The sequence below is a fragment of the Butyricimonas sp. Marseille-P3923 genome, from assembly GCF_900184685.1.
Taxonomy (GTDB): Bacteria; Bacteroidota; Bacteroidia; order Bacteroidales; family Marinifilaceae; genus Butyricimonas; species Butyricimonas muris.
The window spans coordinates 461,669-476,364 of record NZ_FXXL01000007.1 but is presented as its reverse complement, the minus strand read 5'-3'; the positions used below and the strand labels follow the sequence as shown (position 1 = coordinate 476,364).

The 14,696-nt window shown below is 44.2% G+C and carries 13 protein-coding genes; 5 read left to right on the top strand and 8 right to left on the bottom strand.

The features are described from left to right. Window positions 1-74: 74 nt before the first annotated feature. The 5 genes from CS948_RS13465 to CS948_RS13445 form a co-directional block, all read right to left on the bottom strand. The gene (locus CS948_RS13465; protein ID WP_255302017.1) at window positions 75-1,367 is read right to left on the bottom strand and encodes an NADH:flavin oxidoreductase; all 1,293 of its coding nucleotides are present in this window, start codon (window positions 1,365-1,367) and stop codon (window positions 75-77) included. Between the two features lie 23 nt (window positions 1,368-1,390). After that, on the bottom strand, window positions 1,391-2,152 hold the full coding sequence (locus tag CS948_RS13460; RefSeq protein WP_099292233.1) for a DUF1295 domain-containing protein: 762 nt from the start codon (window positions 2,150-2,152) through the stop codon (window positions 1,391-1,393). A 148-nt stretch (window positions 2,153-2,300) separates the two neighbouring features. After that, on the bottom strand, window positions 2,301-3,053 hold the full coding sequence (locus CS948_RS13455; RefSeq protein WP_099292232.1) for a CDGSH iron-sulfur domain-containing protein: 753 nt from the start codon (window positions 3,051-3,053) through the stop codon (window positions 2,301-2,303). 70 nt (window positions 3,054-3,123) lie between these two features. Further along, window positions 3,124-3,894, bottom strand: coding sequence for a YaaA family protein (locus CS948_RS13450; protein WP_099292231.1), 771 nt, complete (start codon window positions 3,892-3,894; stop codon window positions 3,124-3,126). 5 nt (window positions 3,895-3,899) lie between these two features. Next, window positions 3,900-4,115, bottom strand: coding sequence for a heavy-metal-associated domain-containing protein (locus CS948_RS13445; protein ID WP_099292230.1), 216 nt, complete (start codon window positions 4,113-4,115; stop codon window positions 3,900-3,902). A gap of 325 nt (window positions 4,116-4,440) precedes the next feature. Between CS948_RS13445 and CS948_RS13440 the strand changes: the two genes are divergently transcribed. Then, window positions 4,441-4,989, top strand: coding sequence for a hypothetical protein (locus tag CS948_RS13440; protein WP_099292229.1), 549 nt, complete (start codon window positions 4,441-4,443; stop codon window positions 4,987-4,989). Window positions 4,990-5,013: 24 nt separating this feature from the next. On the opposite strand, the gene CS948_RS13435 is transcribed toward CS948_RS13440, so the two are convergent. Further along, window positions 5,014-6,684 (bottom strand): putative transporter, encoded by a 1,671-nt coding sequence (locus CS948_RS13435; RefSeq protein WP_099292228.1) that lies wholly within the window; start codon window positions 6,682-6,684, stop codon window positions 5,014-5,016. Between the two features lie 64 nt (window positions 6,685-6,748). On the opposite strand from CS948_RS13435, the gene CS948_RS13430 reads away from it, so the two are divergent. Together CS948_RS13430 and CS948_RS13425 are read left to right on the top strand one after the other, a co-directional pair. Then, entirely contained in the window at window positions 6,749-7,333 is a 585-nt protein-coding gene (locus CS948_RS13430) for an RNA polymerase sigma-70 factor (RefSeq protein WP_099292227.1), read from the top strand. A 105-nt stretch (window positions 7,334-7,438) separates the two neighbouring features. Continuing rightward, the gene (locus CS948_RS13425; protein ID WP_099292226.1) at window positions 7,439-8,893 is read left to right on the top strand and encodes an amino acid permease; all 1,455 of its coding nucleotides are present in this window, start codon (window positions 7,439-7,441) and stop codon (window positions 8,891-8,893) included. 74 nt (window positions 8,894-8,967) lie between these two features. Here the strand turns inward: CS948_RS13425 and CS948_RS13420 are convergent, their stop codons facing one another. Then, window positions 8,968-9,333 (bottom strand): hypothetical protein, encoded by a 366-nt coding sequence (locus tag CS948_RS13420; RefSeq protein ID WP_099292225.1) that lies wholly within the window; start codon window positions 9,331-9,333, stop codon window positions 8,968-8,970. A gap of 489 nt (window positions 9,334-9,822) precedes the next feature. On the opposite strand from CS948_RS13420, the gene CS948_RS13410 reads away from it, so the two are divergent. Next, window positions 9,823-11,049, top strand: a complete 1,227-nt coding sequence (locus CS948_RS13410) for a FecR family protein (protein ID WP_099292223.1) — start codon at window positions 9,823-9,825, stop codon at window positions 11,047-11,049. Window positions 11,050-11,110: 61 nt separating this feature from the next. On the opposite strand, the gene CS948_RS21890 is transcribed toward CS948_RS13410, so the two are convergent. After that, window positions 11,111-11,398 carry a hypothetical protein gene (locus CS948_RS21890; protein ID WP_255302016.1) on the bottom strand — a complete coding sequence of 96 codons (288 nt, stop codon included), beginning with the start codon at window positions 11,396-11,398 and terminating at the stop codon, window positions 11,111-11,113. 37 nt (window positions 11,399-11,435) lie between these two features. Between CS948_RS21890 and CS948_RS13405 the strand changes: the two genes are divergently transcribed. Next, window positions 11,436-14,693, top strand: a complete 3,258-nt coding sequence (locus CS948_RS13405; protein ID WP_255302015.1) for a SusC/RagA family TonB-linked outer membrane protein — start codon at window positions 11,436-11,438, stop codon at window positions 14,691-14,693. The last annotated feature ends 3 nt before the right edge of the window (window positions 14,694-14,696 follow it).

The window sequence follows — 14,696 nt, the reverse complement described above, 5'->3', positions numbered from 1 at the left end:
TCACTTAATCTATAAATATCTAATCATTAACCACTTAATCACCCAATCGGCAATCATAAATCATAAATCATAAATCATAAATCATTTAATCGTTCCAGTTCCTTTACCAGCGATTTCGGCAAATCCTTCAAGTGATGATGGCACGCCATCTCACGCGAGTACATTCGGGCAATACAATAATTGACATGCTCACAAGTATTTCGGGCGTTCTCTTCTCGTGCCATACGGTTCACGAAATCCGGTTCGTTAAGTAAGGCTCTTGCCATAGAAACAAACTCGAATCCCGAATCCAGCACCCGATCTATCGTGTCACGGGCTATCAGACCACCGACAAAGACGAGAGGCAAATGCAACGCCTCACGGAATTTTATCGCGTCATCATAAAAATAAGCTTCTTTGAAAGGCTCCGTCGGAATCATAAAACGTCCTGCCAAACGTACCCCCCAGCGTAACCACGCCTGATGCATATAATGTGTCATAGAACGTATCGGCATAGCCCCGCGCATCACGTACATCGGAGCCCGACTGACAAACCCGCCACTAAGAATAAGAGCGTGTGCTCCTGATTTTTCCAAAGCTTTCGCGACCTCGATACACTCCGGTACTTCCATGCCACCGCGAAAACCATCGCGTGTATTCACTTTCACGAGGATAGCCATATCATCGCCCGCCGCCTCCATCACCTCGTCCATCACGATACGCATAAAACGCATCCTGTTCTGGAGCGAACCACCATACTCGTCGCGACGATGATTGGTATAAGGCGAAAGAAACTGACTAATCAAATAACCATGCCCGGCATGAATCTCCACGGCATCGAATCCCGCCTCTCGGGCAAGACGCACGGAGTTGCCATACTCCCGTGCCATATCGACGATCTCGTCCCGTTTCATTCCCCGCACGAGCGTGGGCGAATAAATATTGAAACCGCTGGACGCAGAGAGAGGCATACAACCACATATCGAGCGATGGGACATATTCCCGCAATGCCCCACTTGAATAGATGCCGCGGCTCCCTCGGCGTGGATATCATCGGTTATACGCCGTAAACCGGGAATGATCTCCCGCCGCAACCATAGTTGGTGAGGAAACGACAATCCGCTCCTCGTCACTGCCGCGTATGCCAAGGTGGTCATACCGATTCCCCCGCGGGCTACCGCCACGTGATAATCATGCAACATATCCGACGGGGCATTCCCCGGGCACATTCCCTCGAAAGCAGCCGCCCGAATCGTCCGGTTGCGCAATGTCAAAGGACCGATATTATAAGGCGTGAACAGTTTGCTGCCTTCGGCAGTCGCAGGTTGCGGGTTACATCCGCCGTTAGCGAGTTGCAAGTTGTTGCTGTTAGTGGTGTCTTCTTTCATGTTAACCTTTTTATCTTTGAAAACTAATATATAAACGGTATCACCCGCTTCAAACGCATCGCGCGCACCTCATCACCGAATTCGTCAAGATAACGATGATAAATAGTGTTCGCTCGCGGCACAAGGTTTGCGAATGTCCAAACGACAAATACCGTGCCGGAAAGAGACCACGTGAGTATGGCAAAACCTGTCCACTCCACGATTTCACCGAAATAATTCGCGGAAGTCACGTAACGGAACATACCGCCTCGAGGCAGATAATGAGCCGTGTCACCGGGACGACGCAAATGCCGGATAATATAATCGGAATGAAGATTGATAAACATCCCCCCGAAAAATACAACCGTACCGATGATAAATTGCGGGGTGGTCAGCCACGCCGTCGTGTACATATCCGCGGGAGAGAAATAAAATATCCATCCCCCTTGCATACATGCATTAAGCACGTTGAACGTGATTCCCATAAGCACGATACCCAACGGCATACGTCCCTTACCCTTCAGCAGAAACGGGAAAATGAACGAACGCTGGAAATAATGTATCTCGAAAAAAAGAAAGAATAAAAACGGAACAATATCAAAACGACGATCGGAAAAATACCAGTAAAGCAACATCGCCACGAAAACGGGACTCTCCATGAGCACCCACCCCAACCGATTATTCAGCGGACGTCCCCACTTCGCATCAAAAAACATACCGTATCCCGCCTTCACGAAATAAAGTGCCACGAAAACGATAACCGCAATTCCGGTCATCACGAATAAAAATATATGAAATGTATCCATACAATAACCTTTTATTAGTTTCCGGCAAAACTAATAAAAAGTTTATAAAGTTTATAAAGTTCATAAGGTTTATAAAGTAATAGACACAGTCCGAGAAGCACCCGTTACTTTATAAACTTTACAAACCTTATGAACTTTATGAACCTATTTATCGTTTAGCTTCCCCGTGCGGTCCCGGCAATCCGTCACGGAAACGGATACTGGCATGCGTACCGTCGCAGAATGGCTTGTTGGACGAGGCACCGCAACGACAAAGAGTAACCCGATTGCGAAGTTCGTATTTTACCCCCTCCGTGTCGTCAATAGGAATCCCCCCTCTCACGAACAGCGGACCACTGCAACGTTCCTGAGGATCTTCAAGTAACACGAGCGAGGGAGTCAGCCTGTTCTCGATAAACTCACCTTTCTCCTTGTCCCACGCCTTCAGTCTTCCGGCAGGACAATAATTCGCCTCGCGCACGGTAAGTTCACGTGCTTCCTTATCGTCGGATTCCTCGACAAGATTCCACACCTTACCGTAAGCATCACAAAAACGGGCAAAAGCACAATATTTCTCGTTATCCGTCAATTCCAATTCCGGACCGTCGAACACGTCGGCGTTATCGAGTAAAGGTATATTATCGGCAGTCAGCGAGGGATCCCAATTGGTGGTCAAATGGCTACCGTCACAAAAGGGGTGATTCTTTGATGCACCGCAACGACAAAGCGCCACGGGGTCATCTTCCAAATCGAACTCGATACCGTCGCGATACGACCACGAAGTACCTTCCTCATTTTGCACGATAAACTGTTGTTTCATGGGTGGACGCCCGTAGACCATATAAGGTCCTTTGCGATCCACCACGATAAAATACTTATGATCGTTCAGGGGTGTCCCCGGTTCTATTTTACGCTCTTTCATGACTTATAAGATTTATAACATGATAGATATATCGTAAAAAAATAAGGTTTTGTTTCAAGAAATCATCACATTATTTCTTCACCCGCGTGAAAAAATAATGTTCTTCATTCGATAGTTCCGGGTTAAACGTGAAACCGTCCCAACGAAAAGACTTCAACTCCTCGGGGTCCTCGATACGGTTGAGCAGAATGTGACGAGTCATAATACCTCGTGCTACCTTGGCATAAGTACGAATTGTCTCGTATTTCCCGTCACGCCACTCTTGAAACTCCGGTGTGATCACCTTCACCTTTTCCCGGATCACGTCCATTTGTAACGCCCCTTGTATATCAAGACTGGCGAGGTTTACCATAATACCACCGGCAGAACGTACGGCATCCAGCAACGGGGTTGTCAACTTGGGCGTCCAATAATCGTAAAGATCACCCCCGTTTGTCCCGTTCAATTTTACCGCGAAAGCGATACGGTACGCCTGTATCAGATCAAGCGGTCGTACCAACCCATAGAGCGTTGAAATAATACGGAGATGATTCTGGGCATATTTCAGATCGTCTACCGCGAATGAAGCAGGATCAATAGCTTTGAACACACTCCCGTTATATGCCAGCAACGCCTGTTTGCGAGGATTCGACAAACTACCGAACTTTTGATAACGTTCGTAATTCTCCTGAGCCAACTTATCACTGATCTTCAACATTTTCTCTAAATCGGATGCCGAAAAACGACGCATCTGTTCCGCGAGATACTCCGCCTCGGTCGCATACTCGGGTGTAGACCCCGGAACATCTTTCTCTACCGCAGACATATCCATGGCCTTTGCCGGTGATAAAATAATCAACATAACTTCTAATGTATTTCTTCAATTTTATACCCCGCACCCTCGAATGCCTTGTGCACGGAACGGGTATCGCCCGTTTGTAACGTCACTGTCAGTACTTTATCGGGATGTTTCAAATCAACAGTCCAATCCGTAACGTCCCTCGTGCTATTCAAGTACGGGGTAACTTTTGATACGCAACCATTACATTTTAGGTTTGTCTTGAATCGAAATTTCTTTTCCATGTCTAATCTGTTTATAAAGTTTACAAGATATGACTATCATTACCTGACATTGTAAATTATCATTTATATGTTTACGAATACAAGTACTTCTATGTTTCAAATGACAGGCATATAAAGTATTAGATCACCAAATTCCATACCAAGGGTAAACTTTTTTTTGACATTATTATAGGATCTCCATAAAATCTGTGCCTGTTCCCGTGTCTACCTACCGTCCACAAGGAGAAAAATGAAACAATTCGTTGTTTTTTATAAAATATTCGCGTAACTTACTTCCCGGCTATAAATACAGCTAATCAAGAAGGAAAATATAAAACATACAGCTATGAAAAGAAAAGATATTACCCTCCACGTGGCACCAGAGGCTCTCATGGCTCTTGCTCTAATATTGGAAATGAAACTCGATGAATGGGACGAAGACCCGCAGAAAGAACTTTACATACTCATGCCCGACCTCATTGATGAATTTAAATATACCATAGACGAAATGACCAGACAGGGTACTCTCGCCAGTAAAATATTCGGGAAAAATCGTGAAATACGTCCGGCAAAAATCACCTTTACCAGCACAAAAGGAGAACACGTGCTATATCCCACGCGAGACCTGCCCGTGGTGGACGGTTGGCATATCCTGTTTATCGGCGGAAGAATAAAAATCGGGGTAAAAGGACAAAAACTCACCCCCGTATCCATAAGGCAAGGAAAACTCGTGCCGAAAGCTATCGACATAAACGAAATCTACAAAAAGCTCGTCATAGGAGCCGGTTTCGCCTACTATGAAATGGAAGATGAACTGCTCGATATCACCGACAAAGGCACCGTCCCTATCACAGGATGCTCCATTGAATGGGAAAAAAGCGACTTCTGCCTCTGAAAATAAAAGTTCACAAGCCTACACTCAAAGAAACAACATCAAAATCACCTGCGCCAGAATTACCCGTACGAACATCGTCAACGGGTAAACTGTCGCGTATGCCACGGAAGGAGAATCATTATCCACGGTCGTGTTGACATAATTCAACGCCATCGGGTTAGACATACTCCCGCACAACATTCCCGCCACCGAACCGAAATCAATCTTCATCCACTTGATTGCCACAGCCGCCACAAGCACGACAGGAACCACCGTGATAGCAAAACCGAGAGCCACCCACAACGCTCCTTCCGGACGGAAAACCGTTTCGAAGAAATGCGTACCGGCATCCAGCCCAAGACAAGCGAGATACATCGAAAGTCCCAAAGCCCGCAACATCAAGTTCGCGCTAATCGTCGTGTAAGTAATCATATGTATCCGAGGACCGAAAGCACCGACCAGAATACCCATTATAATCGGACCTCCCGCCAATCCCAATTTCACCGGAAAACTGATACCGGGAATAGCCAAAGGTATTGAACCGAGCAACAAACCGAATACCATACCGATAAACACCGCCACGAGATTAGGTTCGTCAAGATCTTTCACGGCATCACCGACAGCTTCCCCCACCCGGGCAATAGCAGCCTCCTCGCCAACCACGTTCAAACGGTCGCCCAACTGCAAGACAAGCTCAGGTGTCGGCAAAAGCACGATTCCCGCTCGGTAAATACGAGTCACGTTAATCCCGAACTCGTTCCGTAGGCGCAATGTCCCCAACCGCTTCCCGTTAATATCGGGACGTGTAATCACGATACGATGCGACACGAGTTGGTTATCCACGGCATTCCAGTCGATATCCTCCTGATTCCAATCCGTCGTGTCCCGCTCACCAATCATTCCCGACAAAGCGTCAACATCACTTTCCGTGATAATAACCAGCAAACGATCGCCAAGCTGCACTACCGTGTCGGAAGCCGGAATGACTACCTTCCCGTCACGCCACAAACGGGAAATCACGAATCTCTTCGACGCCATTCGCGCTATATCTTTAATTGTCTTGCCCTCCACGCCGGGATTGCTCACGTTCAACCCCACAACAATCGTCTTCTTATGCTTATCATCATTCGATTTCTTGAAAAAGATATTCGAGGCAAAAAGTTTACGCACGAAAATCACTGCAAGAATCACCCCGACTACCCCCAACGGATAAGCCACCGCACATCCCAACGCTATATCGGAAGGAGTCATCGTCGGATCTCCCATCTGCTTCAACGTCTGTTGCGCCGCACCCAACGCCGGGGTATTTGTCACCGCACCGCTGAGAATACCTACCATGTCCGGCAAAGATACCCCCGTCGTCCAATGAAAACCCAAAGTCAGCATTACCCCGAGAGCCACCACGACCATTGCCAGTATATTCAACTTCAAACCGCCCTTTCCCAATGACGAGAAAAAACCGGGTCCCACCTGCAAACCGAGAGCGTACACGAAAATAATCAACCCGAAACTCTCGGCGTAATTCAACATCTGCGGATCAATCGTGAGACCGAAATGGCCTGCCATAATACCGGCAAAGAACACGAACGTCACCCCTAACGATACTCCCCAGATACTGATTTTCCCTAAAGCCAATCCCACTGCCGAAACCAGCGATATCACGATTACCGCCTGAATAACAGAGTGTTCTACAAATAAACTATTCAACCATTCCATATATTGAAATTTGAATGCCAAAATTAATAAATTTTCCTACCTTTGCAACAATCAAAGTTGGATTATGGAACGCGTGAAAAACAAAGAATCGATGTGTACCGGGTTTGAAGATATCTTCAAACAGCACTTTGCAACGCTATGTACCCACGCTACTACTTTCGTGAACGATCCGGACGCCTCGAAAGATATCGTTCATGACGTATTTCTCAGCTTGTGGAGTCACCGGGAAGAAATAGACTTTTCCCGTCCTATCCTGCCTTACCTGTTCAGCCTTACCCGCAACAGGGCAATCAATTACTTGGCACACCGGAAAGTAGAGGACGCCCACGCACAACAGGCACTTGTCGAGGAACCGGTATATACCCTATCCGAGCCTTCCGATCGGGATGAACTCATCAACCGTATCATAAAACGAATAGACCAACTTCCGGAACGTTGCTCGCAGGTGATGAAATTATGCTTTATAGAATGCAAAAAATATAAAGAAATAGCGGAAGAACTTAACATCTCGGTCAACACCGTTAAAACACACGTAACCACCGGATTAAATATATTACGTGACGAGTTTCCCTCTTCTCTGCTATTACTTCTTCTCGTTCACGAAGACTCTTTGCACAACGATAGCACACCGGAGGGCTATCAACGATAATCAAATTATTAGAAATTTACATAACAAATCTTCTTCTCTCCACGTTACAACGAAAAATATTAAATAAAAACGGAGGAAAACATATCTCATTTTAAATTTTTCGTTATGACTAAACCAACTAAGAACATCACTACAACTCAACTCGCGCTAATGACCGCCGCCGCGGTAATCAGCCTGCGAGGTTTACCAATGATGGCACAAGAAGAACTTACCATGTTCTTCTATATATTCTTTGCCACCTTCCTGTTTCTTATTCCCGCCGCCCTTGTTGGAGCGGAATTAGGTAGTGCTTTCGCCTCCAAAGGAGGAGGCGTCTACACGTGGGTAAAAGAAGCTTTCAACCAACGGATGGGATTTGCCGCTATCTTCCTGCAATGGATACAGAACGTGGTTTGGTATCCTACCGTCCTCGGTTTTGCCGCCGCATCCATCGCGTACATGATAGGCAAACCCGATCTGGCACAGAACGGAATGTTTGTCGGATTATTCTCTATCATCATGTACTGGTTTGCCACGTGGGTAACCCTCAAGGGGACTTCCACCGTATCCAAGCTCACCAGCCAAGGCTTCTTGATCGGAACGGTATTACCCGGAATCGTCGTCATCGTTATGGCTATCATCTGGATGGTTGATAAAAACCCGATAGCTCTGGAACACGTGCCGGCCACCGTTTCGGAAGTTGTAAATATAGACGCCGCACATCACGTGCATCCCCGTCTGTTCCCTCACATCACGGGAATGAGCGATATCGCTTTCCTTGCAGGAATATTACTTCTTTTTGCCGGAGTTGAAGTACACGCCGTACACGCCCAAGAATTACAAAACCCTCAAAAACAATTCCCGGCCGCCATGTTCCTCGCGGCATTGATCTCTTTCGCATTGTTTACCCTAGGAGCTTTGGCAGTGGCAATCGTCACCCCTTATGACCAGATAAACCTTCAATCGGGATTATTTACCACCTTCCAACAATTGTTCGACCATTACCATGTCGGCTGGCTATCCAACGTGATGGGACTCCTTGTCGCTTTCGGGGCTCTCGCCGGAGTTATGTCATGGATATCCGGCCCCAGCCGCGGTCTACTCTGGACAGCAAAAGACGGACAACTTCCCGATTTACTGAAGAAAACCAATAAAAACGGGATACAAATTAACATCCTTATCATACAAGGATGTATCGTTTCCGTTCTATCTTCACTTTACATGATCATGGACGACGTCAGCGTTGCATTCTTCCTGTTGAGCGCCCTCACGATCGGATTGTACTTACTTATGTACATGATGATGTACGCCTCCGGCATTAAGCTGAGGTACACGCAACCCGACCTTCCCCGTAGTTACCGGGTACCGGGAGGAAATCTGGGAATGTGGCTTATAGCGGGCATAGGCTTTCTTGCAGTACTATTCTCCTTCGCTGTCACCTTCTTCCCACCATCCCAACTGCCTGTCGGCAGCCCGGCAATGTATACCGGACTTGTCGTCATAGGAACCGTGGTATTCTTCTCCATCCCATTCATAATCAGTATCGCAATGGAAAAGAAACGCCAACGAAGCGGACATTAACCGCATAACATACCGGGAGCGGTAAGTTTTTCACTTATCGCTCTTTTTTTTATGCACCGGGATATTCCCCTCTTTTACAAAACCGGAAGTGCTTCCGGATCTATCTTTTCAAGAATATCAAACTCCGTGTAAGAAGTCTTTGCTACCGCTTTCCGATGAGTCGTTGTCTCCTTCGCCAGTAAATACGTTATTTTCCCCTGACTGTCTATCGTGTATCCTTCTACATAAGCATACCTCACATCTTCGGGAATACGCGTTCTTCCTTGTTCATCCGGAGTAACTCTTCTAAAACCGGGAGTAATTATCCTGATCCTCTCATTTACATCAAACTTCTTATTGGCATCTATATACTGCTGCCTCAAAGTATCTTGTTGCGAACGAGCATCAATAATAATATCCTCAAGTGCCTTCATCTGAGATAAATAATCCTCTCTATTCATGCTACTTTTGAAATAAAATAAACATACCTTAATACATCATCACTGTTTTACAAATATATACAAAAAAATATAAACACCACATTTTTCCACGAAAAATGATTTTAATCGAATAATAAAGGAAATAGCCAAATCTTCCTAATCCATTAACGAGTCTACAACTATCAGAAAAATTCACATCCCGAAATTTCAATTCAAAATCATATTCCCACCAAAAAAACATTTCAAAATCACGCATTTTATTCTAATATTGAAATAATTTATTACATTTGTGCGACAATTCGAATTTGTTAAGAGGGCGAACGGGAAAGCAAACGGGAAATACGCCCTCTTTTTTTATTGCGTTAGATTGGTGTAAATAAAAGTATTAGGTCATGTTTCAAATTCCCGGGGATAAGTTCGACGAAAAAAAATTAAAAAAAGTTCATTTTTTTCTCACCCATTTTCGAGATGAATCTGTGATATAAGAAAACAAGAAGAAAAAAGCTGAAAATGGACGAAAAATACGATAGAATAGAATTTATTCTTTCTCATTTGAGGGAGCCGGAGAAGTTGTTGGACGAAAAGTTTATAGAGTGGCTACTTATCAAAGAGAACAAAGAATTGTTCGAGGAGGTAATCTTGAATCGAGAGGCGTTTTTACGCGAGGAGTACGGGCGGCAGATCGTGGTGAGCGAGGAGTGGAAGAAGTTCCGGCAAAAGGTACAAGAAAAGAATATGACTTCACAAAGGAGTCGAACGATACGGCAACACCGGGTTGGAAGGAGAGCGTGGCTATCCGTGGTTGCATGCACGGGCGTGTTGCTGAGCGTGGCGGGAGGATTGATGCTAAAACAGCATTTTACAAAACAGAAAACGATTCAAGTGGCAAAAGAAGTACACAAGGGCAAACAAGGTGCCATATTGACAACCGCATCGGGACAAGTCTACGATCTGACTCAAACGGAGATTCACTTGGAAACACCTCAAGGTACACAGATCGTGAACGACACCTCGAATTTACTTGCCTATCAAACCAATAGCCCGGCAGGTTCACAACATCAACAGGTTCGGGATTCACAGATAATACTTCCTTCCTACCACACGATACAAATCCCGGCAGGAACAGACTATGGAGTGACACTTACCGACGGGACGCGAATATGGTTGAACTGCGAATCGAAATTACGCTTTCCCGAACAATTCGAGGAAGGGAAACCGCGAGAGGTGTTTCTCGAAGGAGAAGGATTCTTCCAAGTCGTGCATGCCGAAGGATGGCCTTTCATAGTAAACACGAAGGGCATGAAAGTACAAGTGACGGGAACGTGTTTCAATGTAAAATCTTATCCCACCGAAGACATCGTGCATACCACGCTGGTGGAAGGTTCCGTTTGGGCTTACACCGACAAATCGAAAGTGTTGTTGAAACCCTCGGAGCAATTCCGTCTGGATAGGATAACCGGAGAAACTTCCGTCCAAAAAGTGGACACGGACTTATACACGGGATGGGTGAAAGGGATGTTTGTCTTCCGCAACCAACGTTTGGAAGACGTGATGAACGAGGTGGCTCGTTGGTACGGGATGACAATCTTCTACACCAACCCGGAAGCGAAAGAGATAAAAATTTCGGCAAATCTGGATAAATACGAAGAAATCGACAACTTACTGGAAATTATCAACGAGAGCGGGAAAGTACTTGCCGTCCGGAAGGCAAACACGATTACCGTTCAAACCCGATAATAAGAAAAGGATCGGGGCCTGCTCCAACATTTCCCGATCCTAGGTATTAATTAATCATTAATTAACTGAACAAAGTTATGAAAAAAAGATGGAAAAGCGTTTTTCCCTCCGGGGGAAATATGCGAAAAATGATTAGATGTATGAAATTGACATTACTATTACTCACGTGTTTCGTGATACAAACCTTTGCCGGAGCGAACGCGCAAACCGTCACGATCAAGAAACAAAATGCCACCTTGGAAGAGGTAATCTGGGAGTTGAAGCAACAAAGCCACTTCACCTTCATGTACAATGATACGGACATTGCACCCGTGAAAGGCATCACGCTTAATGAAACCAATGTAGACATAGAAAAGATTCTACAAAAATGCTTGGAGAACACGAACTTGGAATACGTCGTTCTAAATAACGCTATTGTTATCAAACTCAAAGCCAATACACAGGACGAAAAAAAATCTATCACGTTAAAAGGTTGGGTTTATGACAAGAAAAAAGAACCGATGCCGGGAGTAACTATAAAACTAGCTAACACGAGCATTGGCACAGCAACAAACAATAAAGGTTGGTTTTCTTTACAACTTCCAACAACCAAAGGCTCTTTAGAATTTTCTTTCGTGGGTTTCAAAACACAAGTCATCAACTTCACGGAAAAAACAGATACCCTCCGCATCACCCTAGAGGAAGACATACAAATGTTGGACGAAACTGTCGTTGTTGCCTATGGAAATACCACGAAAAGAAAAATGACAGGCGCAGTGTCAACGATAAAGGCTGATGAAATAAAAGGAATTCCGACATCAAGTATTGCTAACCTATTACAAGGACGGGTAGCCGGTATGGATATAACCAATATCTCCGGAGCACCGGGAGGAGGCGATATTGCAGTCACAATTCGGGGTTACAACTCATTAGATGTCGAACAAAAACGTCGTTTTTCCAATCCTTTGTGGGTGGTGGACGGGATGCCGTTAAACTCTTTTACTTCACCTATCACGGGAGCAAACTTATTGGCTGATTTAAACCCGGATATGATCGAATCAATTCAAGTATTAAAAGATGCTTCCTCTGCGGCAATTTATGGCTCACGTGCAGCAAACGGAGTAATTATTGTTACCACGAAAAAAGGATTGAAAGATCAAGATGCTACATTTTCTGTCAATTTTTCTCAATCATGGAGCATTCTACCACGTTATCCCGATTTAACGTCAGGACGAGCAGAACGAGCCTTTCGTTTGGCTGCCAATAGAAAGTATTATCGCGCATATTTAGATAAAGAAACCAATCGCTGGAAATACCCGACTTCTTTAAAGGAACAATACGAACACAATACACAAGGAGCCACATTAGACAAAAATTGGATTCCAAACACGGAATATTGGGGAACAGGAAATGGCACGATGTTTCAAGATAGTTTAAATCCTTTTTACAACAATTCCACGAATTTTTTCAAAATGTATTTTGAAACAGGTAAAATTACAAATGCAAACATTCAAACGTATGGAGGTACAACGAGAACAACTTACGCCATCGGATTAGGTTTATACGATGAAACAGGTATTTATAAGGGCACAGGATACCGGAGAATTGATCTAAATGCCAATTTAAATGTGAATCCGGTAAAAAAATTGACTGTAGATTTACGTTTTAACGCTTCTATCACACGAAAAAAACGGGCAAGTTCAAATGCTTCTGAAAATTTAGCTTATTCGGGAAATGCAGTCCCAATAGAAACAGTCCCGGGAGAACCCTATCAATTATCATCCTTATTGCCAGGAGAAGGTTCCATCGTGTGGGAGCAAGCCCTAAACGCATACAAAGGTACAAAAGAAAACAATCGTTCCGTACGCTTAAGAACGAACATGAAATTAGGTTACGAAATCATAGAGGGATTGAATATTTCTTCTTCCTTGGCTGCTGATTATGTCATTGACCGTCGAAACTATTTCCAACCGGCAAATTTAAGCTATTCCGGTTATTCTAAAAGCATCGGGGAAACGGGGATAAATCTCATGGTTCTAAATGAAAATTTATTGACATACAAAAAAGTAATTCATGAAGACCATCATGTTGACTTTGTAGCCGGTTTCTCTTACCAGTATGATCAAGAGGAATACAACGGAGGATACGCCCAAAATTCACCAAGTGATAAAATATATTATGCCCCGGATGGAATGCCGGATATCGGGTATGAAGATTGGGGAGGTGGCGAATCTCGTCCAATCGCTTTCAAAAATTATCAATCCGACATGCAAGAAAAATGTTTACTCTCTTATTTTGCCCGTTTGGAATACGGTTTTCGAGATAAATATCTACTTTCATTTAGCATTCGCAGGGACGGAAGTTCCACATTTGGAAAAAACAACCGTTGGGGAACTTTCCCCTCTATCGCAGCAGGATGGAATTTTTCTGAAGAAAACTGGATAAAAGAACACTTAGCATGGTTCTCTTTCGGTAAAATACGTGCAAGTTGGGGACGTTCTGGTATGCATTTCGCACAAAACTATTTAGCATTAGGAATCTTTGTCACGGATATTCCTTACATGGGTAACGGAATGATTCGTCCCCAATGGTTTGGAGGACTATATAATGATAAATTAAGTTGGGAAGAAACCGACCAATATGATTTTGGGACTGACTTGGATTTTTTTGACTATCGCTTAGGATTTACGGTTGATTATTATTATCGGCTTACAGACAAATTACTTGATAGAATCAATTTACCCACAGGCTCTTATCAACGATATGATTCCCAATGGCAAAATGCAAAAACAATTTCAAACGAAGGTATAGAACTAATGGTTCGTTACGAGATATTCCGACGTCCCGAGCTGTATTGGAAAATTTCTATCAACGCTGCCAAAAACTGGAATCGCTTCAAAAAATCCACGAACGGAAAAGATGACGGAGCCGAACGAATTATAGGAAAAGCTTTAAACGGAATTTATTTACCTAAAACAGACGGCTATATAAATTCACAAGATGAAATGCCCGTGTTCTATAATTCTGTTGGTGTAAGTCATTATCTAGGAGGAGATGAAGGTAATAGTACTTATTTCAAACCCGGGGATTACAAGTTCATTGATGTGAACGGTGACGGACAAATCGGTTTTGAAGACCGAGTATATTGTGGCAGTGCCTTACCCGAGATAAGCGGAGGAATTGTGAATGAAGTACGTTGGAAAAATTTTGATTTGAATATGCTGATATCCTATCAATTAGGACGACATATGATAAATTATATATCTAAAAGATGTTTGGGCATGCCCGGTGAATACCCCGCTATCGCAATGAATTTAAATAAAGTAACTTTCTGGGAAAAAAACGGAGATAAATCAGATTTCCCCATGTGGCAAGGAAATGCTGACCACAACTGGGGTAGCGTTAAGGATGACGTAGAAAAAGTAAACTGGTTAAAGCTAAAGACCGTAACTTTAGGCTATTCGCTCCCCCAAAATTGGATCAAACGTTGTGGGCTTTCAGAATTACGTTTCTTTGCCAGTGGAGAAAACTTGTTCACGTGGACAAACTATTCCGGTATAGAACCGGAAACGGTGGATATTCGCTCCGGAATAGATGGAAACAATGGAGCATTACCCTATCCATTGGCTCGCAAGTTTACTTTAGGTTTAACGATAAAATTCTAAACC

What these genes read in the sequence shown, in the direction of transcription:
- CS948_RS13465 (WP_255302017.1), bottom strand. Translation starts at nt 1,367, where the DNA reads ATGAAAGAAGACACCACTAACAGCAACAACTTGCAACTCGCTAACGGC.
- CS948_RS13460 (WP_099292233.1), bottom strand. Translation starts at nt 2,152, where the DNA reads ATGGATACATTTCATATATTTTTATTCGTGATGACCGGAATTGCGGTT.
- CS948_RS13455 (WP_099292232.1), bottom strand. Translation starts at nt 3,053, where the DNA reads ATGAAAGAGCGTAAAATAGAACCGGGGACACCCCTGAACGATCATAAG.
- CS948_RS13450 (WP_099292231.1), bottom strand. Translation starts at nt 3,894, where the DNA reads ATGTTGATTATTTTATCACCGGCAAAGGCCATGGATATGTCTGCGGTA.
- CS948_RS13445 (WP_099292230.1), bottom strand. Translation starts at nt 4,115, where the DNA reads ATGGAAAAGAAATTTCGATTCAAGACAAACCTAAAATGTAATGGTTGC.
- CS948_RS13440 (WP_099292229.1), top strand. Translation starts at nt 4,441, where the DNA reads ATGAAAAGAAAAGATATTACCCTCCACGTGGCACCAGAGGCTCTCATG.
- CS948_RS13435 (WP_099292228.1), bottom strand. Translation starts at nt 6,684, where the DNA reads ATGGAATGGTTGAATAGTTTATTTGTAGAACACTCTGTTATTCAGGCG.
- CS948_RS13430 (WP_099292227.1), top strand. Translation starts at nt 6,749, where the DNA reads ATGGAACGCGTGAAAAACAAAGAATCGATGTGTACCGGGTTTGAAGAT.
- CS948_RS13425 (WP_099292226.1), top strand. Translation starts at nt 7,439, where the DNA reads ATGACTAAACCAACTAAGAACATCACTACAACTCAACTCGCGCTAATG.
- CS948_RS13420 (WP_099292225.1), bottom strand. Translation starts at nt 9,333, where the DNA reads ATGAATAGAGAGGATTATTTATCTCAGATGAAGGCACTTGAGGATATT.
- CS948_RS13410 (WP_099292223.1), top strand. Translation starts at nt 9,823, where the DNA reads ATGGACGAAAAATACGATAGAATAGAATTTATTCTTTCTCATTTGAGG.
- CS948_RS21890 (WP_255302016.1), bottom strand. Translation starts at nt 11,398, where the DNA reads ATGTCTACATTGGTTTCATTAAGCGTGATGCCTTTCACGGGTGCAATG.